This is a genomic window from Microbacterium soli, from assembly GCF_039539005.1.
GTDB lineage: Bacteria > Actinomycetota > Actinomycetes > Actinomycetales > Microbacteriaceae > Microbacterium > Microbacterium soli.
The window spans coordinates 2102052-2120927 of record NZ_BAABCP010000001.1 but is presented as its reverse complement, the minus strand read 5'-3'; the positions used below and the strand labels follow the sequence as shown (position 1 = coordinate 2120927).

The 18876-nt window shown below is 66.3% G+C and carries 27 protein-coding genes and 1 tRNA gene; 19 read left to right on the top strand and 9 right to left on the bottom strand.

Annotation, left to right across the window (positions count from 1 at the left end; all coding sequences use genetic code 11):
* Nucleotides 1–83 precede the first annotated feature (83 nt).
* Entirely contained in the window at nt 84–689 is a 606-nt protein-coding gene (locus ABD770_RS09970; protein ID WP_344819400.1) for a TetR/AcrR family transcriptional regulator, read from the top strand.
* A gap of 95 nt (nt 690–784) precedes the next feature.
* Here ABD770_RS09970 and ABD770_RS09965 read toward each other — a convergent pair whose 3' ends face one another.
* Complete coding sequence (locus ABD770_RS09965; protein ID WP_344819399.1) at nt 785–1042, bottom strand: DUF3263 domain-containing protein; 258 nt, start codon at nt 1040–1042, stop codon at nt 785–787.
* Nucleotides 1043–1051: 9 nt separating this feature from the next.
* The gene (locus ABD770_RS09960; RefSeq protein WP_344819398.1) at nt 1052–2032 is read right to left on the bottom strand and encodes a DUF2332 family protein; all 981 of its coding nucleotides are present in this window, start codon (nt 2030–2032) and stop codon (nt 1052–1054) included.
* Between the two features lie 50 nt (nt 2033–2082).
* Here ABD770_RS09960 and msrB point away from each other — a divergent pair, with 50 nt between their 5' ends.
* Both msrB and ABD770_RS09950 read left to right on the top strand, forming a co-directional pair.
* Nucleotides 2083–2487 (top strand): peptide-methionine (R)-S-oxide reductase MsrB, encoded by a 405-nt coding sequence (msrB, locus tag ABD770_RS09955; RefSeq protein WP_344819397.1) that lies wholly within the window; start codon nt 2083–2085, stop codon nt 2485–2487.
* A gap of 14 nt (nt 2488–2501) precedes the next feature.
* The gene (locus ABD770_RS09950) at nt 2502–3020 is read left to right on the top strand and encodes a nitroreductase family protein (RefSeq protein ID WP_344819905.1); all 519 of its coding nucleotides are present in this window, start codon (nt 2502–2504) and stop codon (nt 3018–3020) included.
* Nucleotides 3021–3164: 144 nt separating this feature from the next.
* On the opposite strand, the gene ABD770_RS09945 is transcribed toward ABD770_RS09950, so the two are convergent.
* From ABD770_RS09945 to ABD770_RS09935, 3 genes are all read right to left on the bottom strand, one after another.
* A tRNA-Thr gene (locus tag ABD770_RS09945) sits at nt 3165–3237 on the bottom strand.
* 76 nt (nt 3238–3313) lie between these two features.
* On the bottom strand, nt 3314–4420 hold the full coding sequence (locus ABD770_RS09940; RefSeq protein WP_344819396.1) for a site-specific integrase: 1107 nt from the start codon (nt 4418–4420) through the stop codon (nt 3314–3316).
* Nucleotides 4392–4961: a helix-turn-helix domain-containing protein gene (locus ABD770_RS09935; protein ID WP_344819395.1), complete on the bottom strand. Its 570-nt coding sequence runs from the start codon at nt 4959–4961 to the stop codon at nt 4392–4394. Before ABD770_RS09935 ends, ABD770_RS09940 begins: the two co-directional genes overlap by 29 nt.
* A 109-nt stretch (nt 4962–5070) precedes the next feature.
* Between ABD770_RS09935 and ABD770_RS09930 the strand changes: the two genes are divergently transcribed.
* The 14 genes from ABD770_RS09930 (at nt 5071) to ABD770_RS09865 (ending at nt 11366) form a co-directional block, all read left to right on the top strand.
* Nucleotides 5071–5274 carry a helix-turn-helix transcriptional regulator gene (locus ABD770_RS09930; RefSeq protein ID WP_344819394.1) on the top strand — a complete coding sequence of 68 codons (204 nt, stop codon included), beginning with the start codon at nt 5071–5073 and terminating at the stop codon, nt 5272–5274.
* Between the two features lie 116 nt (nt 5275–5390).
* Nucleotides 5391–5942: a hypothetical protein gene (locus ABD770_RS09925; protein ID WP_344819393.1), complete on the top strand. Its 552-nt coding sequence runs from the start codon at nt 5391–5393 to the stop codon at nt 5940–5942.
* On the top strand, nt 5939–6199 hold the full coding sequence (locus tag ABD770_RS09920; RefSeq protein WP_344819392.1) for a hypothetical protein: 261 nt from the start codon (nt 5939–5941) through the stop codon (nt 6197–6199). Before ABD770_RS09925 ends, ABD770_RS09920 begins: the two co-directional genes overlap by 4 nt.
* Entirely contained in the window at nt 6196–6705 is a 510-nt protein-coding gene (locus ABD770_RS09915) for a hypothetical protein (protein WP_344819391.1), read from the top strand. The genes ABD770_RS09920 and ABD770_RS09915 overlap by 4 nt, the downstream gene beginning before the upstream one ends.
* A gap of 92 nt (nt 6706–6797) precedes the next feature.
* Nucleotides 6798–7124: a hypothetical protein gene (locus ABD770_RS09910; protein ID WP_344819390.1), complete on the top strand. Its 327-nt coding sequence runs from the start codon at nt 6798–6800 to the stop codon at nt 7122–7124.
* Complete coding sequence (locus ABD770_RS09905) at nt 7124–8443, top strand: AAA family ATPase (RefSeq protein ID WP_344819389.1); 1320 nt, start codon at nt 7124–7126, stop codon at nt 8441–8443. Before ABD770_RS09910 ends, ABD770_RS09905 begins: the two co-directional genes overlap by 1 nt.
* Nucleotides 8440–8589, top strand: a complete 150-nt coding sequence (locus ABD770_RS09900; protein ID WP_344819388.1) for a hypothetical protein — start codon at nt 8440–8442, stop codon at nt 8587–8589. The genes ABD770_RS09905 and ABD770_RS09900 overlap by 4 nt, the downstream gene beginning before the upstream one ends.
* The gene (locus tag ABD770_RS09895) at nt 8586–8756 is read left to right on the top strand and encodes a hypothetical protein (RefSeq protein WP_344819387.1); all 171 of its coding nucleotides are present in this window, start codon (nt 8586–8588) and stop codon (nt 8754–8756) included. Before ABD770_RS09900 ends, ABD770_RS09895 begins: the two co-directional genes overlap by 4 nt.
* A gap of 1 nt (nt 8757) precedes the next feature.
* Nucleotides 8758–8994, top strand: a complete 237-nt coding sequence (locus ABD770_RS09890) for a hypothetical protein (protein ID WP_344819386.1) — start codon at nt 8758–8760, stop codon at nt 8992–8994.
* An 11-nt stretch (nt 8995–9005) separates the two neighbouring features.
* Nucleotides 9006–9164 (top strand): hypothetical protein, encoded by a 159-nt coding sequence (locus ABD770_RS09885; protein ID WP_344819385.1) that lies wholly within the window; start codon nt 9006–9008, stop codon nt 9162–9164.
* Nucleotides 9165–9175: 11 nt separating this feature from the next.
* Nucleotides 9176–9955, top strand: coding sequence for a hypothetical protein (locus ABD770_RS09880; protein WP_344819384.1), 780 nt, complete (start codon nt 9176–9178; stop codon nt 9953–9955).
* A 265-nt stretch (nt 9956–10220) separates the two neighbouring features.
* Nucleotides 10221–10811, top strand: a complete 591-nt coding sequence (locus ABD770_RS09875) for a hypothetical protein (protein ID WP_344819383.1) — start codon at nt 10221–10223, stop codon at nt 10809–10811.
* Nucleotides 10812–10815: 4 nt separating this feature from the next.
* Entirely contained in the window at nt 10816–11148 is a 333-nt protein-coding gene (locus ABD770_RS09870) for a hypothetical protein (RefSeq protein ID WP_344819382.1), read from the top strand.
* Nucleotides 11149–11192: 44 nt separating this feature from the next.
* Complete coding sequence (locus tag ABD770_RS09865; RefSeq protein ID WP_344819380.1) at nt 11193–11366, top strand: hypothetical protein; 174 nt, start codon at nt 11193–11195, stop codon at nt 11364–11366.
* A gap of 72 nt (nt 11367–11438) precedes the next feature.
* Here the strand turns inward: ABD770_RS09865 and ABD770_RS09860 are convergent, their stop codons facing one another.
* Nucleotides 11439–11984 carry a hypothetical protein gene (locus ABD770_RS09860; RefSeq protein ID WP_344819379.1) on the bottom strand — a complete coding sequence of 182 codons (546 nt, stop codon included), beginning with the start codon at nt 11982–11984 and terminating at the stop codon, nt 11439–11441.
* 489 nt (nt 11985–12473) lie between these two features.
* On the bottom strand, nt 12474–13445 hold the full coding sequence (locus tag ABD770_RS09855; protein ID WP_344819378.1) for a DsbA family protein: 972 nt from the start codon (nt 13443–13445) through the stop codon (nt 12474–12476).
* A 212-nt stretch (nt 13446–13657) separates the two neighbouring features.
* On the opposite strand from ABD770_RS09855, the gene ABD770_RS09850 reads away from it, so the two are divergent.
* Together ABD770_RS09850 and ABD770_RS09845 are read left to right on the top strand one after the other, a co-directional pair.
* Nucleotides 13658–14761 carry an ABC transporter ATP-binding protein gene (locus ABD770_RS09850; RefSeq protein ID WP_344819377.1) on the top strand — a complete coding sequence of 368 codons (1104 nt, stop codon included), beginning with the start codon at nt 13658–13660 and terminating at the stop codon, nt 14759–14761.
* A 72-nt stretch (nt 14762–14833) separates the two neighbouring features.
* Nucleotides 14834–16141 carry a DUF4032 domain-containing protein gene (locus tag ABD770_RS09845; protein WP_344819376.1) on the top strand — a complete coding sequence of 436 codons (1308 nt, stop codon included), beginning with the start codon at nt 14834–14836 and terminating at the stop codon, nt 16139–16141.
* A 225-nt stretch (nt 16142–16366) separates the two neighbouring features.
* Here the strand turns inward: ABD770_RS09845 and rlmB are convergent, their stop codons facing one another.
* Entirely contained in the window at nt 16367–17389 is a 1023-nt protein-coding gene (rlmB, locus tag ABD770_RS09840) for a 23S rRNA (guanosine(2251)-2'-O)-methyltransferase RlmB (RefSeq protein WP_344819375.1), read from the bottom strand.
* Nucleotides 17382–18821 (bottom strand): cysteine--tRNA ligase, encoded by a 1440-nt coding sequence (gene cysS / locus ABD770_RS09835; protein ID WP_344819374.1) that lies wholly within the window; start codon nt 18819–18821, stop codon nt 17382–17384. Before cysS ends, rlmB begins: the two co-directional genes overlap by 8 nt.
* Nucleotides 18822–18876: the final 55 nt, after the last annotated feature.

Here is an 18876-nt window from a genome sequence, read left to right as displayed (position 1 = left end):
ATATCCTTCTTAAGAGTTGAATACTTCTCTTAAGAGAGTAAGACGACTTGCTAAGAAAAGCAAACATATCTTAAATTGGAGGGATGACGGATTCTGCGGACGCGGCGCCACGCCGGCGCCGGCGTGGCGCCGCGCTTGAAGCCGCACTGCTGGATGCGGCATGGGATGAGCTCGTCGCGACCGGATTCGCGAGGCTCACGATGGAATCCATCGCGGCGCGCGCGAACACCGGGGTCGCCGTGCTGTACCGCCGCTGGGCGAACAAGGATGAGCTGGTGCTGGCCGCTCTCGAGCGCTACCGCAGCACCCATACCTTCGAGCTGCCCGACAACGGCACACTGCGCGACGACCTCATCGACGCACTCACCGGGATGTCGGCATCCGGCTCCACCTTCTTCGCGATCGCGGCCGCGACCATGTTCACCGGTCTGATCACCACGGGCGGGCTCACGCCGGCGCAGGTGCGCGACCGCGTCTTCGGAGAGCAACGGCTCGCTCGCGTGCGCACCATCTACCAGCGCGCGCACGACCGCGGCGAACTCGACCTCGCGCGGGTTCCCTCCGCAGTGCTCGCCATGCCCTTCGACCTCGTGCGCCACGACCTGCTCATGGATCTGAAGCCGCTCCCGCCGGAGCGCATCCGTTCGATCGTCGACGACCTGTTCCTGCCGCTGATCGCCGCGCACTGAGATTCATCCACCCGGAACGCGTTCAGCGCGCGACGTTCGGCACGCCGCGGGGAAGCGCACCTGCGACCGTGCCCCGTGACGGCGATGTGGTCGGTTCAGCCGACGAATCCCCGCGTCCGGGCCGCACGGCTCCTGCCCCGGGCCTCGCGAAGACGACGCAGGCGACGCACGAGCAGCGGGTCGAACTGAAGGGCCTCCTCCGTGTCGATGAGACGCCCCAGCAGCTGGTAGTAGCGCGCCGGGCTCATTCCCAGCTGCGCGCGGATGGTCTCCTCCTTCATCCCGCCGTGCCGCGGCCATGCCGCCTCCAGCGCGAGGATCGCCCGATCGCGATCGGAGAGTTCACCAAGCATGGGGCCAGGCTACGCGGCGGACGGGTCGCCGCCGGTGCGCCACTCCCACCAGCGCCCGAGCGGATCGGCATCCGCGACCGCCGCACCGTCCACACCGAGCACGAAGCCGTCCTCCGCGGCCGCGTCCCACCCGTCGTGCAGACGCGCCGGGTCGATGGTGATCCAGCGGGCGCGGGTGCGACGGATGCTGCGCATGAGCGCCGCGCGCGCTTCACGCGGCAGGTACACGAGCATCCCCGGCGTGGTGATGACGAGGGTGGCCCTCGGTGGGGCGGATGCCACCAGCTCGTCCAGCTTCTCCGCGGCGTCCCCCGCGACGAGCAGCGGTGGGTCCGCCACGACGATGTCCGTCGCCGCGGCGATGCGTGCGGCGCGCTCGTGCTCCCCCGGCCAGATCAGCGCCGTCATCCAGGCCCGGCCCTCCGGGGTGCGCACGTCGACGGGGGCGAGGTCGATGCCGGCGCGCCAGACGATCTCCGGCATCCGCAGCCGCGGCAGCTCGCCGCGCACGACACTGGTCAGCACCGTGCCCGAGGGCGCCTCCTTCGGGTCCAGACGCAGCCGTTCCGCGCCGTCCGCGCCGATGAGTCGGTAGGAGAAGCGGTCGGGGTACAGGCAGAACCCCGCGGCGGCACCGAGCTCGAGCAGCGCTATCGGACCGTCGATCAGACTGAGCGCGGGGAGCAGTGCGGCCAGTCGCAGCGGTTCGTTGGTCTGCACGGTCCGGCGCTCGCATTCGGCGACGATCTCGTCGGGGTGCGTCATCACGAACGCGCGCCAGGCGCGGTAGCCCTCGACCGGTGCGCCCAGCAGACGAGTAACCGCGAACACCAGCGGAGGCTGCCTGTGCTGCGGACAGATCCGTGCCAGCACGGCACGCATCCCCGCATCCGCCGCGACACCCGCCGCCCACTCGCGGTACACCTCGCTGCGCCCGGGCGCCTCCCGTCGGGCGAAGGCGTCGTAGCGATCGCGCACGGCATCCGTCATGCCTCCATTCTCATGACCCCGGCCGGTCGGGAACAGGGAAGAATGGAGGCATGTCGTACAGCGTGAACAAGACCGAGGCCGAGTGGCGCGAACAGCTCGGCGAAGAAGAGTATGCCGTGCTGCGCAACGCCGCCACCGAACGACCGTGGACGGGCGAGCTGCTGGATGAGAAGCGCGACGGCCTGTACCATTGCGGTGCCTGCGGCGCGGAGCTGTTCCACAGCGGGACCAAGTTCGAGTCCGGATGCGGGTGGCCGAGCTTCTACGAGTCGGTGCGGCCGGAGGCCGTCACTCTCATCGAGGACCGCTCGCTGGGGATGGTGCGCACCGAGGTGCGCTGCGCGAGCTGCGGATCGCACCTGGGTCATGTCTTCCCGGACGGGTTCGGCACGCCCACCGGAGACCGGTACTGCATGAACTCCCTCGCGTTGACCTTCACTCCCGAGGGTTCGTGACCGCACTCGAGGCGATGCGGCGGCGCACCTCCTGGTCGAAGGTCGCCGACGCGGCCCCGACCCGTGAGCAGCTGCTGACCCTCATCGAGGCGGCGGGCCGTGTCGCCGACCACTCGTCGTTGCGGCCGTGGCGGTTGATCGAGCTGCGCGGTGACGACAGACGAGTGCTGGGAGCCGCGATCGCGGAGGCGGGCGGCGATGATGAGCCGTCGACGAAGCCGTTGCGCGCTCCCCTGCTGGTCGCGATCGTGGCGTCGTACCGCCCGAGCGCGAAGGTGCCGCGCTGGGAGCAGCAGGCGGTGGCCGCCGGCGTCGGGCACGCGCTGAGCCTGCTGCTGGACGAGGCCGGCTGGGGCGTGATGTGGCGCACCGGCTGGTACACGCGCAGCGAACCCGTCGCCAGGGCGCACGGGCTCGGCGAGGACGAGGAGCTGCTGGGCTGGCTGTACGTCGGCGGCCGACCCGAGGGCAGGCAGGCCGGGCGTCGCCGGAGCGTCGACGCCGATGGTCTCCTGACGCGGATGCCCGGCTGATGCGGATGCCGCGAAGCGGGGCCGCCACGAGGGGCTGACCTCCCTCGGCGCGGGTCGCTGTTCTGCGCCCCTGTGCGCGAGCCATGGGCTTGATCCCCGGTTCACCGACGCGGAGCTGCTGTCGGAGGCCGGACGGCCCTGTCGAGCCGACTGCGGGACTCGAACCCGCGACCGCCTGTTTACAAGACAGGTGCTCTACCAGCTGAGCTAAGTCGGCGAACCGCGTAATCACGCGGATTTCTGAGGATCTAGCGCTCTCAGGTGGTACCCGATCCCGCACAAACCCCGCACATTCAATCGTGCCGAACGTGCATGAACGAGTCTAGAGCGTCCGCAGCCCTGCTGCCGCCAACAGCCTTCGACATGTACGTCCGCATCGTGACGTGCGGGTCGGCATGGCCGAGGTATTCGGCGACGTCACGGGCCGATAGCCCTGCCTGGTCGAGGGCCGTCGCCACGGTCTTCCTGAATGAGTGGAACGTATAGTCGGCGAGCCCGAGCCGTTCCCGCGCCGCCTGCCAGTCCGCAGACGTGTTCGTCCGGTCACGCCTCTTGCCGAGCGGCGTCGGGAACAGCGGCCCGTCGCCGAGAGGTCGACCGGCGAGCATCACGGCGACACCCACGGGCACGGTGAGCCGCCTGACGCCGGCGTCGGTCTTCGATTTCCGCACGGTCACGACAGCGCCAATAGTGGGAACTCCCCCGGGCGCGACGATCGTCACGTCTCCCCCGTCGATGCTGATCGCCTCGCTGATACGGACACCCGTCCCGGCGATGAACTCGATCAGGTCGACCATGCCCTGCGCCTTCAACTGTTTGTCGCCGCGCACGGCTTCGAGGATGCCGGGGAGGTCGGCGAGCGGGATCGCCTTCGCACCGACACGCTTGCCCTCGATCTGGGCGAGGTCCCGCACCGGGTTGCGTTCGAGTGCGTCGTTGCGGACAGCGAGGCCCATGATGCCCGACAGGACGGCCCGGGTGTTCTTCGCCGTGCCGGTCCCGTGCTCCTCGATGACGCCGTTCAGGAAGCGCTGCAGCCGCTCCGTCGTGATCTCCGAGATTGCGAGCTGCCCAATCTTCGGGTCGATCACCCGCTGGATGAGGTCTCGGTATCCGTCGACCGTCCGCGGAGCACGGTTCGCTTTCGATGCGAGGAACTTCACCCCGAGATCCTTCATCCGGGTCTCGCGCTTCACATCCGACTGCGAGCTCTCCTGCAGCGTCGTCAGCGCCTTCTTGAGCGCCATCTCCGCCTTCGCCCGCGACGGGGCGAACCTTTCTACCTGGCGCAGGTTACCCGACGGGAAGCGGTAGCGGGTGCGGGCGCGCCACTTCCCCGGCTCGACCTCGACCGTCGAGATCCGGCCGTAGCTACTCAGCGGAGTCCGCGGGCGTGCCATCTTGGCGCTTTCCGAGATCGCTCCTAAGGTGCGGACGAAGGGGACCTTCGATCAGCGCGGTTTCGTGTATCCCCCGGGACAGCTCCCACCCGAGACGTATGTCAAGCTCCGCGATGATCTCCGCGATGTCGCATCCCGCCAACCACATCTCGTCCGGCTCGGGAATCTCTTCCCCGGCAGCCAAGAGCTCGTCTGAGGCCCGGGCCGCTCGCAGCTGTGCACTCCAAAAGTCCCGAACCGCACCCTTGACGGCATCTACAGACGTTGCAAGGTTCGCCATCGTCGCCCACCAGATGTCCACGCGCGGCACTCGTAGCAACTCTTCGACGCGCGGAACATCAAATATCTCTGTGTTCACCAATGTCATCGCTTCAGCAAACTTCAGCGACCGCTCACCCTTCTCGATCGCAGCAACAGTGGGTTGCGACCATTTGGTCCATCCGCGCTCGTTCATCAGTTTCGCGAGCGCAGCCTGAGAGAGCCCACTGGCCTCACGCAGGCGTCGGATGTTCGCACCGATCAGTTCCTCGTAGTCATCCATCAGAGCCACCGTATAAGAAATTTCCAATCCCCGCTAGACATTCCTGATATGTCGTGTACTATCAGATTAATCGCAGTCCACCACGAAAGATCTTATGAAGGGATTAGCAATGACACGCACCGCATTCGGGGAACTCCCGGATCTCGCCACTCGGCGCCAGGTCGCGGAGTACACCCAGACGTCCATTCCGACACTCGCCCGATGGGCAGCTGAAGGGAAGGGACCCAAGTTCGTCCGCCTCGGTGGCGCGGTCCGCTACAAGCGCGACAACGTCATCGCGTGGATCGACTCGCTCGGCGGGGACGCAGCATGACCCCCAACAAGGAAATGGCTCCTGACGCGGTTGCAGCCGCAATGCCAGGAGCCGAAGACCGCAACACCAACACTCGAGAAGGAGAAGGATCTATGTCTGATGTTACCAACACCCCCGTGGAAATCGAGGGCAATGTCGTCACCGCCACCAGTGAGGGTCCGACCCTTGAAGACGTCCTCGACTGTGCCGACACCCTGGCAGTCGATCCGAGTGACCTGATTGGGCTGCTTGCACGGCTCTGGCGTGCCAAGCGTGAACTGGTGTCGCAGCATGCCGAGGTCGAGGACCTGACCGACAAGCAGCTCGACGGCCTCGCATGCATCCGCTGCGGTAACCACGCCTTGCCGATGATCCCCGCCGGTTTCGGCCCCCGTGGCCAGTTGTTCAAGTGCGCTGGGCACTCCTGCCCGTACGACTGGTGCGAGAACATGCACGACCGGGTTTTCGGCACAGAGACGCACACTAAGGAGTTCGTCCGGGGCGCGGTCCGCTTCGACTTCGTTCTCGACGAGCATCCCGACGCGAAGGCCCGCACCTACATCAACTGGACCGACATGTTCGAGATGGAGTTCACGCCCGACAACCTCGACGACCTCAACACGCTCGCCGCCGACATCATCGTCGGTAAGGCCGCGTTCGAGCAGTTCGTCGAGGAGGTGTCCAAGTGACCATCACCGAGGAGCAGTGGAACACGGAGTCAGCAGCAGACATCGTCGTGGCGATGAAGAACGTCGATACGAGCAGGCCGGAACTCGTCGGCATTGTCGGCGACTCAGGCGTCGTCGAGATCTCCTTCGACAAGCACCTCGCCCGAGCGGTCGCTGTGCGACTCGTGGAGCTCGCTGAGCTGCTCCCTGAGCCGCCACGAATCCTACGGCGAGCGTCGGACATCGACGACGGCCTGAGGGAGGTGGACGGACTGTGAGCGAGATGGGGCGTTGGGAAGCAAAGCTGCGCAGCATGTTCCAGATGGTCCCCGCGCGCAACGACATGCCCGCCGTTGTCTTCGACCTGTTCTACTCGGGCGGTTTCGGTGACGATATCGACCTGCTCGCTGAAGCGATCGAGGACGCCTGGACGGCGAGCGAATTCCCGCAGCGTCTTGTCGACGCTGACTGCTGGATCGAGTTCTTCAACGAGGCCGGGTTCATTGAGAACGGGCGAGTCGCACCGCACCCGAAGTCCGTGCCTCCGCTCTACAGGTCGGCAGCAGACCCCTATGCCTACGGCCTGTCGTGGACAGAGGATTACGAGCAGGCGGAGTGGTTCTATCGTCGCAACGTCGACTACTTCGGGTTCCCGTCGAAGCTCCTGCGGCTCGACAATCCCGATCCCGTCGATGTGCTCGCCAAGTTCCACAGTGCGCGGAATGAGGCGGAGTGGGTTCTGCGCCCGGATGGAACCGACCAGGCCGTCGAGGTCACGCTGTGAAGGCGGGGAGGGTCGCACCTACGGGTGTGGCCCTTCGCCATTACAGGATCACTCCTGAGGCGTCGGAGACGATCACCTCCTGGGCGTGGGGCTTGGCTGACGGATCAATCCACCTGGTGGAGATCCCGGACGCCCTCTTCACATTCTGGACCGTCGCCTACGAGCAGGGCCGCTCCTCCCGCGACGAGGACGTGCACCGGCTGCGCGTAGAAGCGGACAGGTTGTGGCTGCTGGCGATGCCGCAGACCGAGCGCCGCGACTACCTGCTGGACCGGCTCGACGAGGCCGCTCGGCTTGCCAACCGACCCGACGTCGACGACGTCCTCGATGAGGCATGGCATATCTACCTCAACAGCCTCGACAACATTCGGCAGCCGATCATGCTGCACCCAACTGAACATGGAAGGAAGGTCGCCTGATGCCTGATCAACGTGACTTGCTACTCACCCCCGCGAGCCAGATCCCGACCCGCCGCCAAGCATGGCTGTGGTCGGGCCGTATCCCGCTCGGCACGACGACGATCTTCGCCGGCCGAGGTGGGGAAGGAAAGTCGACGTTCGCGCTGTACCTCGCGGCGCTCATCAACAAAGGTGAGCTCGACGGCGACTTGCACGGCACCCGCTACCCGGTGCTGATCATCAGCCACGAGGACGACTGGTCGACGGTGATGAACCCCCGCCTGATGGGTGCCGGAGCCGACCTGGACCACGTCTATCAGGTGAAGGTGCGGATGACCGTGGACGAGATCACCTCGGAGACGGTGCCCGCGTTCCCGATCGACCTGCAGCTGATCCGAGATGCCGTGGAGCAGACCGGGGCGCGGATGATCATCGTCGACCCGATCACGTCCACGATCAGCGGCGACCTGCACAAGGTGACGGACGTGCGTCGTGCGCTCGACCCGCTCACCCAACTCGCCCAAGAACTGGATCTCGCGGTGATCGGGATCATGCACTTCAACAAGGGCGCCGGTAACGCCTCGGACAAGCTCTCAGGCTCGCACGGGTTCCGTGACGCGGTGCGGTCGGTGCTGTTGTTCGCCACCGACGAGGAGAGCGGGCAGCGGATCGTCACCGTGGACAAGTCGAACTATTCCCAGGAGCGAGGCGCATCGTTCGCATTCAACCTGACCAGCATGCCCGTATACACCGACGATGGAGCCGCCACTGACGTTGGCGTCGTGCAGTACCTCGGGGACACCGATGTCAGCGTCAACGACATCATCAACCGGGGAGTAAGTGGCGACGCCGAGAGTGTCGACGACCGCAACGCGGCCCAGGCGTTCATCCTCGATTACCTCGGTGAGCGAGACGCCTACGAAGCACCAGCCGGAGACGTGATCAAGGCTGGACGGTCAGCCGGATTCAGTGAACAGGAGATCAAGGATGCACGGCGTCGGTGCCGTAACCCGCGTGTTGTCTCGCAGAAGTCAGGCGGACGCGGAGCCGGATGGGTATGGGCCGTGTCAGATGAAGGTGGCACCAAAGGTGGCGAAGGTGGCACGTTCTCAAGCCCTGCCACCTTTGCCACCTTCACGCCACCTTTGACACCCGCTGAGCCCGACGACAAGGAGGCCGCGCCAGTGTCGTACCTTGACCACCGCCCCGAGATCGTCGCTCGCGCCGACATGTTATGCCCGGTGTGCGGGCAACCGGTCGGCATGACCATCCCGGGCTACTGCGACATCACCGACACCGCACACGCCAACCACCGCGCCGACGCGCAGGTGCTGCTGTGAAGACCACCCAGTTCGAGGCATCCGTCTCCTGCCCCGACTGCAACAGCGAGACGCGGCTCATCGAGATCGCACCCAACGTCTACACCGCAGCAGTCCTCCACGACGACACCTGCCCCTGGCTGGCAGAACAGGAGACCCGGTCATGACCGCACCAGCCCCGTCCAATCTGACTGCCATGTCCGAGGCATGGGATGACCCCGTCGCATTCGCCCGCGAGCTGCACCACTACTACAGCCAGCTCGAAGCGTCAGGTCATCGCCTGCCCGCTCACGACTGGACAACCGCCGCGCACGCGGCAGAAACGGATAACTGACATGGCCACGACTGAAACACCGATGGAGACGTTGCGCCGGCTCGGGGTTGCACCCGGCGAATGGACGCGACACCCCGGCCGCAGTTTCGAAATCGAGGGACGCCCGCACTGGGAAATCAACACCAAGTGGATGAACTCCACTGCCCTAAGAGACGTCGCATTCCTCATCACCGAAGGCTGGGCCGTGAGCGTCCGCGCAGGAGCTCAGCGCACCATCATCGTGCGAATCACCCGATAAGGAGAAACACCATGACCGACAACCGACTCCGGGCAGCACACGACCTGCTCGCACAACACGCAGCCGAAGAAGGCGACACCGCACTACAAACCGCGTTGCACAAGTACGCGGTCGAGAAGAAGTGGGAAGAACCCACCGCTACCGAGATCGCCGCGGCGATCCACATCTGAGAGGACCAACCATGAGCATCACAACCATCGAGGAGATCGCGGACCTGACCGGGGTGGACCTGTCCACCGCCATGCAACCCGCCGAAGATCTCGCCACTCTGTCGAAACTGTTGCGCGTCCGCAAGCAAGAGGACCTGGATCACGCCCGGTCCCTCGCAGTGAAGGCCGTCAGCGGCACCCCGGACGAGTTCCCGCAGGCGTGGGACGCAGCACAATCCGCCGTCCTATCCGCCACCGCGAACGACGCGATCCACGAAGCCGCGTACCTCGCACTGTCACGCCGCCACGAACGCGCCGAAAAGAACATGATCGAAACAGCGCTCACCCTCCTCGACAAACACGTCACCAAACTCGGCCGCGAGTTCAACAAACTCCGACTCGACGTGCTCACCGACCCGGGCACCGCGATCAAACACGGCGCACCCGACGACTACACCCGGGCGCACACCATCGCGGACACCCTCGAACAGATCGCGGGGCTCCCCGACATCGACCGGCACACCCCCCGCCTGTTCGTCATCGTCAACCCGCCACACGACCTGCCTGAAGCACGAATCGACGGCAACCTGAAACTCGCTGACGATCACACCGAACACGAACTGGCACTCATCACACAGGCCGTGCAAGTCAGCCGCGAAAACACGTTCTACATGCAGCTGCTCACAGCCGCACGACACAACTGGAACATCACCATCGCAACAACCCCCGCCGAAGTGAAAGCCAGATACGCACGATTCCGTCAAGCAGCTTTCATCAGCGATGGCGGATACCGACGCACCGTGCCCGCCTAACCCGCCGCAACCCCACAACGGAGGGGGTGGGGCACCCCGTCCCGCCCCCTCAGTAGCGCGGGGAGGTGCTGTAGAAGATCCCGCGTGCATTGCGATGGACCTTCGCGTTACCCCGCCCTGAGAGGCCGCAGGAGCCGTTCTCAGCCACTTAGATATCACTTTCGGCCAGCCGGTCGAGAACGGCATCTGAGGCGCTGAGAACGGCTTTCCTAGTCATGTGCCGTAACGCTTTACCTGATAGAATCGTTGCATGAGGATCGAGAGCATGAGCACTGCTGAGCTGCAGAAGCTCGCCGCCGACGTCGCGGTCGAGTTGCGCCGGCGCGCTCTGTCTCGTCGCTGCGAATGGTGCGGTTCATCGTTTGTGCCGAAGTCTGCGAAGGGCCGGTTCTGCTCGCCGCGGTGCCGGGTCGCTGCTCACCGCAACCTGCTGCCGGGCGAGCTGACCTCACGCGCACGCTGGGTGCGATGGAGCGCGGCGAAGGTGCCGCTCACGGTCGACGGCGATCCGGCGAAGGCGAACGATGCGAGCACGTGGACCACGTACGAGAACGCGAAGGCATCCGCTGCTGGTGTCGGTGTTGGGTTCGTGCTGAACGGTGACGGCATCGCGTGCATCGATGTCGACGACTGCATCACTGATGGCGCGGTTGACGATCGAGTGTGGGATCTGATCGACGCGACCGAGGGCGTGTTCATGGTCGAGATCTCACCGTCCGGTAACGGGGTGCACATCTGGCATCACGGGGCGGCTGGAAAGGGGTCCAGGCGGCTCGAGAACGGGCTCAAGGTGGAGCGGTATTCGAAGGGCCGATACGTCACGGTCACGGGCCGCAGATTGGGGAATCATGGCTAGGAACATGGAGAGGTTCGACCCGGCTGGGACGATCCAGAAGGCACTGCCCGAGGGCTGGGCGTGGGATGAACGTGAGACTGTTCTGCTCGGCATCCTCGAGCGTCAGGCGAAGCACATCGAGCAGCTGGAGGTCGCGCTCGCTGGTGCCGATTATCTGACGAAGACGGCAAAGGGCGAGCCGAAGGTGAACCCACTGGTTGCTGAGCTGCGGTTGCAGTACGCGGCGATGTCTCGGACGGCTGAGGCGATCCGCCTGCCGGATGTCGATGGCGAATCTTCCAGTAAGAGTGTTCGTCATCAGCGGGCGGCGATGCGCCGTTGGGGAAGGGAGGCGTGATGGCTAGGCGATTGGAGTCATCAGTCGAGGTGGAGCCGGCACGGTTGGATCTCCGCGATGTTCTACCGGACTGGCACTGGCGCAACGGACCCGATTTCGAGATCTGGGGCGGCACCATTCTCCGATACGTGCCGCGTGAGCACTGGCACGAGTTCGATCGCCGTTTCATGTACCGGGTCGATGCTGACGGCGGCTGGGCGCAGACAGGGGCGGCATGATCCAGAAGCATGGCGGGGCTGGTGGTCTTCGGACTACTGGCCCCGCCTTTTTTGCACTTCGCTGCGATGATGTTAGTACGCCTCTCGAAGTTTTCGGAGTTCGCGGACAAGCTTCTTCGCAACCTGCTGATCGGTCGTCGCATAAGCACGGTGCATCAACCCGTCTGTGAACGTCACGGGCGGTTTATCGCCGTCGAAGTTCGCAAACAGGGCACTGCCTGTGATCTGCCAGCTGCTCTCAGGTGCCTCGCCCGCAGACAGCAGCTCTCTGTCAGCGATATCAACCCACTCTTTCCCGAACACTCGTCGGCAGCGACGGCGGACAAAGGCGCGACGCCAGATCGGCAGGTCCTCCGCCAAACGCAACACAGTCAATGCGTCTACAGCGTCCTGCGTATGAGCTACGCCAAGCTCGCGCGCGGGCGTGCGCTTCCGTCGCTGCACGTACGACGACGCGGACTTGAGCCACGGACCAACGACGGCGCGCAGCCCCCGGCGCGCGGCATCCGATCGTTCGGCTTGGATCTTCGCCCCGGTGAAGTAACGGACGCCGATATAGGAGACGATCAAGCTCCCACCGACGCTAGTGAGCAACGTCGGGATGTCGATTCCGGCCACGGAGTCAACATAGCGTTCCGAACGGACACAGCACGAGGCCGATTTTGCGAAAACTGATGCTCTTTTCTGTCGCGTCGTACGGCTCTACAAGGCCGCACAGAGGACGTCCCGGCCCGTTGTGTCGACAAGCACTCCGCAATCGCCCCATCGTCGGCGTGAGTCAGAAGACTGTTGACCGAGATGTACGTGAGTCATTTGACTCACCTGAGCCGCATCCATTCGGTGAGTCTCGCCCATTCACCGATGAAGAGGTTGCCGAGATCATGAGTCCGCAAAATCCCGCATTTACCCCGCAGATTCAACGATTCGGGATGAGCCTCTGTGATCGCGCCTGAACAGTCGGGAGTAAGGCGAGCGGAAGACACGATACCCCGCAGTAACACCTGATTCGAGCACAAACAGAATTACAAGACAGGTGCTCTACCAGCTGAGCTAAGTCGGCGAACCGTCACAAGCATAGCGACGGCGGCGGCTCCTGCCGCACACGGCTCAGGATTCCGGCGACTCCGTCGGCACGGGCGTCGCGGGCGGAGTCGGTGTGGGCGTCGGCTCCGTCGCCCCGTAGTACTGGTCGCTGGCCGTCGTGAGCACGAACTGCGAGAACTCCGCAGGATCGTCGAGCGCGCCGACGTACGCCTCGCCGCCGACGATGATCAGCGCCTCGTTCGTGAGCTTGAGATCCTTCGACCCGGGCAGCGGACCCTCCAGGGCGCGCGCCGTGGCGTCCTTCGCCCAGCCGACGAAGTCCTGGTCCTCGATGCACGAACGCACCTTCTTGACGTTCTCCGCACCGACCGCGACCGCGAGGTTCGCGAGGTCCTCGTCGCTGCGGCCGTCGCTGTCGATCTCGGGCTGGTCGGTGAGCAGCTCGTGGTTGAAGTCGAAGAACTGGTCCGGTGAGTACGTCACCACGCACGCCGCGGCGGAGGCCGCGCGCAGCGAGTACTTCGTGCCGTTGGAGCTGGCCGTCAGCAGCGCGATGGGATGGTAGGTCACGGTGACCGCGCCCTCCTTGATCCAGCCGGCGAGCTGGCGGGCATTGGCCTTCTCGAACTCAGAGGCGCCCGCGGAGAGGTAGTCGACGTAGATGTGGATCTCGGTGGGATCCACCGCGGTCTCCGTCGTCTTCGGCGTGGGGGTCGCGGCAGCCTCGCTGGGCGTCGGCACCGCGTCCGGAGAGGTGGCGGCGGCGTCGCCCGAGGCCAGCGTGATGTCGTTCACGGTGACGCCGTCGTCGATCATGCCGCTCGGGTCCATCATCGGCTTCGAGATCGACGAGCCGACCGCGAACGCGACGGCTGCGCCGATCGAGCCGACGGCCACGACGGCGACCGTGCCGATGATCAGTCTGCGCATCAGACGCGCACGCGACTGCTGCGCGCGCACGCGCTGGGCCTTCTCCCTGACCGCGTCCCGCGTGTTGCGCGCAGCAGGGAGGTTCGGCGTTTCGTCGCTCGACATCGTTCCTCTTGAAAGATCGGGGGCGGGTGTTCCCATGGCCGCTACGGGTGCGGCGCCGGTTCCGATGTTAATCAGGCAGTCTGGGAAATACCCAGACGCCCGGGAGCGTGCCATACTGGTCTGGACCCGACGGCGGGTCACGGCGGGTGAGATCCTGCCGCTTCCATCACAACGGATCGTCCGGCACGTACCTGCCGGTGAAGGAGAAAGCAATGGCAACCGTTACGTTCGACGAAGCCACCCGCATCTACCCGGGCGGCACCCGCCCCGCGGTCGACAAGCTGAACATCGAGATCGCCGACGGCGAGTTCCTCGTTCTGGTCGGCCCCTCCGGTTGCGGAAAGTCCACGTCCCTGCGCATGCTCGCCGGCCTCGAAGAGGTCAACGCCGGCCGCATCCTCATCGGTGATCGCGACGTCACCGACGTGCCGCCGAAGGACCGCGACATCGCGATGGTGTTCCAGAACTACGCGCTGTACCCGCACATGACCGTCGCCGAGAACATGGGCTTCGCCCTGAAGATCGCCGGCGTCAACAAGGAGGAGCGCGCAGCGCGCGTGCTCGAGGCGGCCAAGCTCCTCGACCTCGAGGAGTACCTCAACCGCAAGCCGAAGGCCCTCTCGGGTGGTCAGCGCCAGCGCGTCGCGATGGGCCGCGCCATCGTCCGCCAGCCGCAGGTGTTCCTCATGGACGAGCCGCTGTCGAACCTCGACGCCAAGCTGCGCGTGCAGACCCGCACCCAGATCGCGTCGCTGCAGCGCCGCCTGGGCGTCACCACCGTCTACGTCACGCACGACCAGACGGAGGCTCTGACCATGGGCGACCGGATCGCCGTGCTCAAGGACGGCGTCCTGCAGCAGGTCGGCTCGCCTCGGGAGCTGTATGAGACCCCCAGCAACGTCTTCGTCGCCGGGTTCATCGGCTCTCCCGCCATGAACCTCATCGAGCTGCCCCTCGCCGAGGGCGGGGTGCAGTTCGGCTCCAAGACCGTCCCGGCCGAGAGCGCGGCCATCGCCAAGGCCAAGGGCGCCTCGGTCACGGTCGGCATCCGCCCGGAGGACATCGTCGTCGCCCCCGAGGACGGCCAGGGACTCACGGTCACGGTCGACCTCGTCGAGGAGCTCGGCGCTGACGGCTACCTCTACGGTCACGCGGACATCAACGGCAAGCGCACCGACATCGTCGCGCGCGTCGACGGCCGTCGTCACCCCAACTCGGGCGACAGCGTCGTGCTGGCACCGGTCACCGGCCACGTGCACCTGTTCGACATCGAGTCGGGCGAGCGCCTGAACGAGCAGCCGGTCGTCTCGGCCTGACATTCCAGCAGCGCGGCGCGGGCCGACCTCACGAGGTCGCCCGCGCCGCGTCGTCTCCCGCCCGGAGGAATCATGAAGAAGCAGTCGCTGCGGATCAGTGCCCGCAGCACCGACCCCGGGCTGCTGGCACTGCCCTGGCGGACGCCGCTGAGCAGATGGCCTTCGGAGAACATCGTCTCACTGCCGAAGGGCCTCTCGCGGCACCTGGTGCGCTTCGCCGATCTCTCCGGCCGCGTGGTGGCCGTCAAGGAGACCACCGAGCAGATGGCCCAGCGCGAGTACGAGATGCTCGGCAGCCTCGCAGGGCACGACGTGCCGTGCGTGAGTCGCGTGGCCGTCATCGCCGGGCGGACGGATGCCGATGGCAGGCCGCTGCCCGCGGCCCTGGTGACCTCGCACCTGAAGTTCTCCATGCCCTATCGCGCTCTGTTCACGCAGGTGCTGCGACCGGACACCGCCGACCGGCTCGTGGACGCGCTGGCGCTGCTGATGGTGAGGCTGCACAACGTCGGCTTCTATTGGGGCGACGTGTCGCTGTCGAACACTCTGTTCCGCCGGGATGCCGGGGCTTTCGCCGCCTACCTGGTGGACGCGGAGACCGGTGAACTGCACGACGAGGGCCTCAGCGACGGGCAGCGAGAGTACGACCTGGAGCTGGCGCGCACGAACATCGCCGGCGAGATCATGGACCTCGCCGCGGGAGGCCGTCTGGAGCGCGGCGTCAACGCGCTGGAGATCGCGGACGGCATCGTCTCCTCGTACCGCTCGCTGTGGAACGCGCTCACCGACGAGGAGTCGTTCGGCGTCGACGAGGCCTGGCGGATCACCGAGCGCGTGCAGAAGCTGAACGAGTTGGGCTTCGACATCGACGAGATGTCGATGGAGACGACCCCGGACGGCACAGCCGTGCGCATCCAGCCGAAGGTCGTCGATGCCGGTCATCATCAGCGCCGGCTCCTGCGGCTGACCGGTCTGGATGTGGAGGAGAACCAGGCCCGGCGCCTGCTGAACGACCTGGACGAGTTCCGGGTGCGCTCCAACAAGGATCTCGGCGATGAGGAGATCTACGCACACGAATGGCTCACCCGTGCTTTCGAGCCCGTGGTGCGGGCCATCCCGTTCGATCTGCGCGCCAAGCTGGAGCCCGCCGAGGTGTACCACCAGGTGCTCGAGCATCGCTGGTACCTCTCCCAGGCCCAGGGCAGATCCGTGCCACTGGCGGAGGTGCTCACCAGCTACATCAACGACGTCCTGCGGCATCGCCGCGACGAGGCGACCATCATGGGCCCGCCGACGGAGACGATGAGCCTGCCGGTCGTCACGGGGTCCGTCGCGGTCTCCGACGACACCGACGCCATCGACTGGCGCGACCTGGTCTGAACCGATCGGGACGTCGACGCCGGAGGTCGTGGAAGTGCCGTCGGCGGCACTCATCAGCACGTCGCCGCCGTCACGATGTCTGCCGGTGTGCTCCCCCTCTACCGCAGCGATCGAGAAGGGCTGTCCTCGGACAGCTCCGACCGGACGGGAGGCTGCGGCCGTGGCGGACGCGCAACGGCTCTGCGACCCGGTTCAAGGTCCGGTTCCGGATGCGCGGTGATCAGATCATGCGTCGCCTTCTCGGCCCGCGGCGCGCACCGTGGAGATCTGATACAGCGCGACGGATGCCGCGATGCCGGCGTTCAGCGACTCCGTGGCCGCCGAGATCGGGATGGACACGATCTGGTCGCAGGTCTCGGTGACCAGGCGCGAGAGGCCCTTGCCCTCGGAGCCCACGACGATCACGACCGGACGATCGGCGAGTTCGAGCGACGGCAGGGCCACGTCTCCCCCACCGTCCAGGCCCAGCACGAACACGCCCTGCTTCTTGAACTCCTTGAGCATGGCGGTGAGGTTCGAGGCGAGAGCAACGGGGATGCGCGCGGCGGCTCCGGCGCTGGTCTTCCAGGCCGCGGAGTTCACGCCGGCGGAGCGTCGCTGCGGCAGGATCACCCCGTGCCCGCCGAACGCGGCGGTGGAGCGGATGATGGCACCGAGGTTGCGGGGATCGGTGATGCCGTCCAGCGCGACGAACAGCGGTGTCTGATTCCGATCGATCACCCGCTCGAGCAGGTCCTGGGGATGGGAGTACTCGTACGGCGGCACCTTCAGCGCCACGCCCTGATGCACCCCGTCGAAGCCCGACATCCGATCGAGCTCCTGTCTGGTGACCTCCATCACGGGGATCTCCCGATGCCGGGCGATCGCCAGCATCTCCCGGATGCGGTCGTCCATCTCCACGCGCTGCGCGATGTAGAACGCCGTGGCGGGGATCCTCGTGCGCAACGCCTCGAGGACGGAGTTGCGGCCGGTCACCGTCTCGGTGTCGTCGGCTGGTCTCGAACCGCCGCGCGATCCACGGCCGCCGCTCGCTCCGGGTTGCGGCCTCTGTCCGATGCGCCCCTTCCCGCCGGCGGCCGCGTAGCGTTCCTGCGCCGCCTTGCGTTTACCGGCCACATGCCAGCTGCGGTCCTCGGCCTTCGGCGTCGGCCCTCGCCCCTCGAGGGACTTGCGGCCGTGCCCGCCGGTCCCCTTGGATGCGCCCTTCTTCCTGCCGCCGCTCGCTCCCGGGCGCCCTGGCTTAGCCATCTGTGCTCCAATGCGTTCCGTCCGGAGTGTCCTCCAGAGTGATCCCCGCCGCGGCGATCGCATCTCGGATGCGGTCCGCCGCGGCCCAGTCCTTGTCCGCCCGCGCCTGCGCGCGCTGGGCGATCATCGTGCGCACGAGGGAGTCGAGAGCGGAGGCCGAGGCATCGTCGCCTCCGGAGGCTCCCTGTGCGCCGTCGAGCCCCAGCACACCCGTCATCGCGCGCACCTCGTGCAGCGCGCGCTCGGCCGCGACGTCATCGCCGTCGTCGATCGCCTGGTTCCCGTGCCGCACACGTTCGTGCAGCACGGCCAGCGCCTGCGGCACGCCGAGGTCGTCGTCCATGGCCGCGCCGAACTCCGTGGGGATGAGGGGGATGTACTCGATCTCCTGCTGCGCGAGGTCCTGCCCTTCGCGCCGTGCCCTGTTCCGCTCGGCGGCGCGTTCGGCGCGGTCGAGGAAGGAGCGGATCCGCCCCAGCGCCGACTCCGCCTCCTGCACGGTCGAGCTGCCGAGGTCGAGGCTCGACCGGTAGTGGGCGGCCAGCAGCGCGTACCGCGCCACCATCGGATCCACGCCGTCGAGGAAGTCCTTCGCGAGGGTGAAGTTGCCCAGCGACTTCGACATCTTCTGGCCGTTCACGGTGATCAGACCGTTGTGCACCCAGTAGCGGGCGAACCCGTCGCCGGCGGCCGCGGACTGCGCCAGCTCGTTCTCATGATGCGGGAAGCGCAGATCGAGGCCGCCGCCGTGGATGTCGAACTCCGCGCCGAGGAAGCGCCGCGACATGGCGGAGCACTCGACGTGCCATCCCGGGCGCCCCGCACCCCACGGGGACGCCCAGACGGCATCCTCCGGCTCATCGGCCTTCGCGCCCTTCCACAGCGCGAAGTCCTGCGGGTTGCGCTTGCCGCGCGGGTCCGCATCGGCCGCGGCCTCCATGGCATCCACGGACTGATGCGTCAGTCCGCCGTACGCCGGCCAGGAGCGCACGTCGAAGTACACGTCGCCGGAGCCGTCCGGTGCCGGATACGCGTGGCCGCGCTCGATGAGCCTCGTGATGAGCTCCTGCATCTGCGGGATGAACCCCGTCGCGCGCGGCTCGTAGGTGGGCGGAAGGATGCCGATCGCGGCATACGCCCGGCTGAACTCCTGCTCCACGCGGTACGCGAGCGCCCACCAGGGCTCGGCGTCCGTCGCGTTCGCCAGTGTCTTGTCGTCGATGTCGGTGACGTTGCGGACGAACGTCACGCGTCCGAACCGGTGCTCCAGCCAGCGCCGCAGGACGTCGAAGCTCAGCGCGGCCCGCACGTGTCCGACGTGCGGACCGGACTGCACCGTCGCCCCGCACACGTACATCGTCACGTTCGAGTCATCGAGCGGCACGAACTCGCGCAACTGCTGCGCACGGGTGTCATACAGGCGGATCGTCACCGCACAAGACTACCGGGGCGGTGCCCCACGCGCCCTCCAGCCGATACAACGTCGC

Coding starts and splice junctions, on each gene's coding strand:
- ABD770_RS09905 (WP_344819389.1), top strand. CDS start 7,124: ATGCCTGATCAACGTGACTTGCTACTCACCCCCGCGAGCCAGATCCCG.
- ABD770_RS09940 (WP_344819396.1), bottom strand. CDS start 4,420: ATGGCACGCCCGCGGACTCCGCTGAGTAGCTACGGCCGGATCTCGACG.
- ABD770_RS09875 (WP_344819383.1), top strand. CDS start 10,221: ATGAGCACTGCTGAGCTGCAGAAGCTCGCCGCCGACGTCGCGGTCGAG.
- msrB (WP_344819397.1), top strand. CDS start 2,083: ATGTCGTACAGCGTGAACAAGACCGAGGCCGAGTGGCGCGAACAGCTC.
- ABD770_RS09880 (WP_344819384.1), top strand. CDS start 9,176: ATGAGCATCACAACCATCGAGGAGATCGCGGACCTGACCGGGGTGGAC.
- ABD770_RS09960 (WP_344819398.1), bottom strand. CDS start 2,032: ATGACGGATGCCGTGCGCGATCGCTACGACGCCTTCGCCCGACGGGAG.
- ABD770_RS09870 (WP_344819382.1), top strand. CDS start 10,816: ATGGAGAGGTTCGACCCGGCTGGGACGATCCAGAAGGCACTGCCCGAG.
- ABD770_RS09895 (WP_344819387.1), top strand. CDS start 8,586: ATGACCGCACCAGCCCCGTCCAATCTGACTGCCATGTCCGAGGCATGG.
- ABD770_RS09950 (WP_344819905.1), top strand. CDS start 2,502: ATGCGGCGGCGCACCTCCTGGTCGAAGGTCGCCGACGCGGCCCCGACC.
- ABD770_RS09855 (WP_344819378.1), bottom strand. CDS start 13,445: ATGTCGAGCGACGAAACGCCGAACCTCCCTGCTGCGCGCAACACGCGG.
- ABD770_RS09930 (WP_344819394.1), top strand. CDS start 5,071: ATGACACGCACCGCATTCGGGGAACTCCCGGATCTCGCCACTCGGCGC.
- ABD770_RS09965 (WP_344819399.1), bottom strand. CDS start 1,042: ATGCTTGGTGAACTCTCCGATCGCGATCGGGCGATCCTCGCGCTGGAG.
- ABD770_RS09845 (WP_344819376.1), top strand. CDS start 14,834: ATGAAGAAGCAGTCGCTGCGGATCAGTGCCCGCAGCACCGACCCCGGG.
- ABD770_RS09935 (WP_344819395.1), bottom strand. CDS start 4,961: ATGGATGACTACGAGGAACTGATCGGTGCGAACATCCGACGCCTGCGT.
- ABD770_RS09850 (WP_344819377.1), top strand. CDS start 13,658: ATGGCAACCGTTACGTTCGACGAAGCCACCCGCATCTACCCGGGCGGC.
- rlmB (WP_344819375.1), bottom strand. CDS start 17,389: ATGGCTAAGCCAGGGCGCCCGGGAGCGAGCGGCGGCAGGAAGAAGGGC.
- ABD770_RS09890 (WP_344819386.1), top strand. CDS start 8,758: ATGGCCACGACTGAAACACCGATGGAGACGTTGCGCCGGCTCGGGGTT.
- ABD770_RS09885 (WP_344819385.1), top strand. CDS start 9,006: ATGACCGACAACCGACTCCGGGCAGCACACGACCTGCTCGCACAACAC.
- ABD770_RS09970 (WP_344819400.1), top strand. CDS start 84: ATGACGGATTCTGCGGACGCGGCGCCACGCCGGCGCCGGCGTGGCGCC.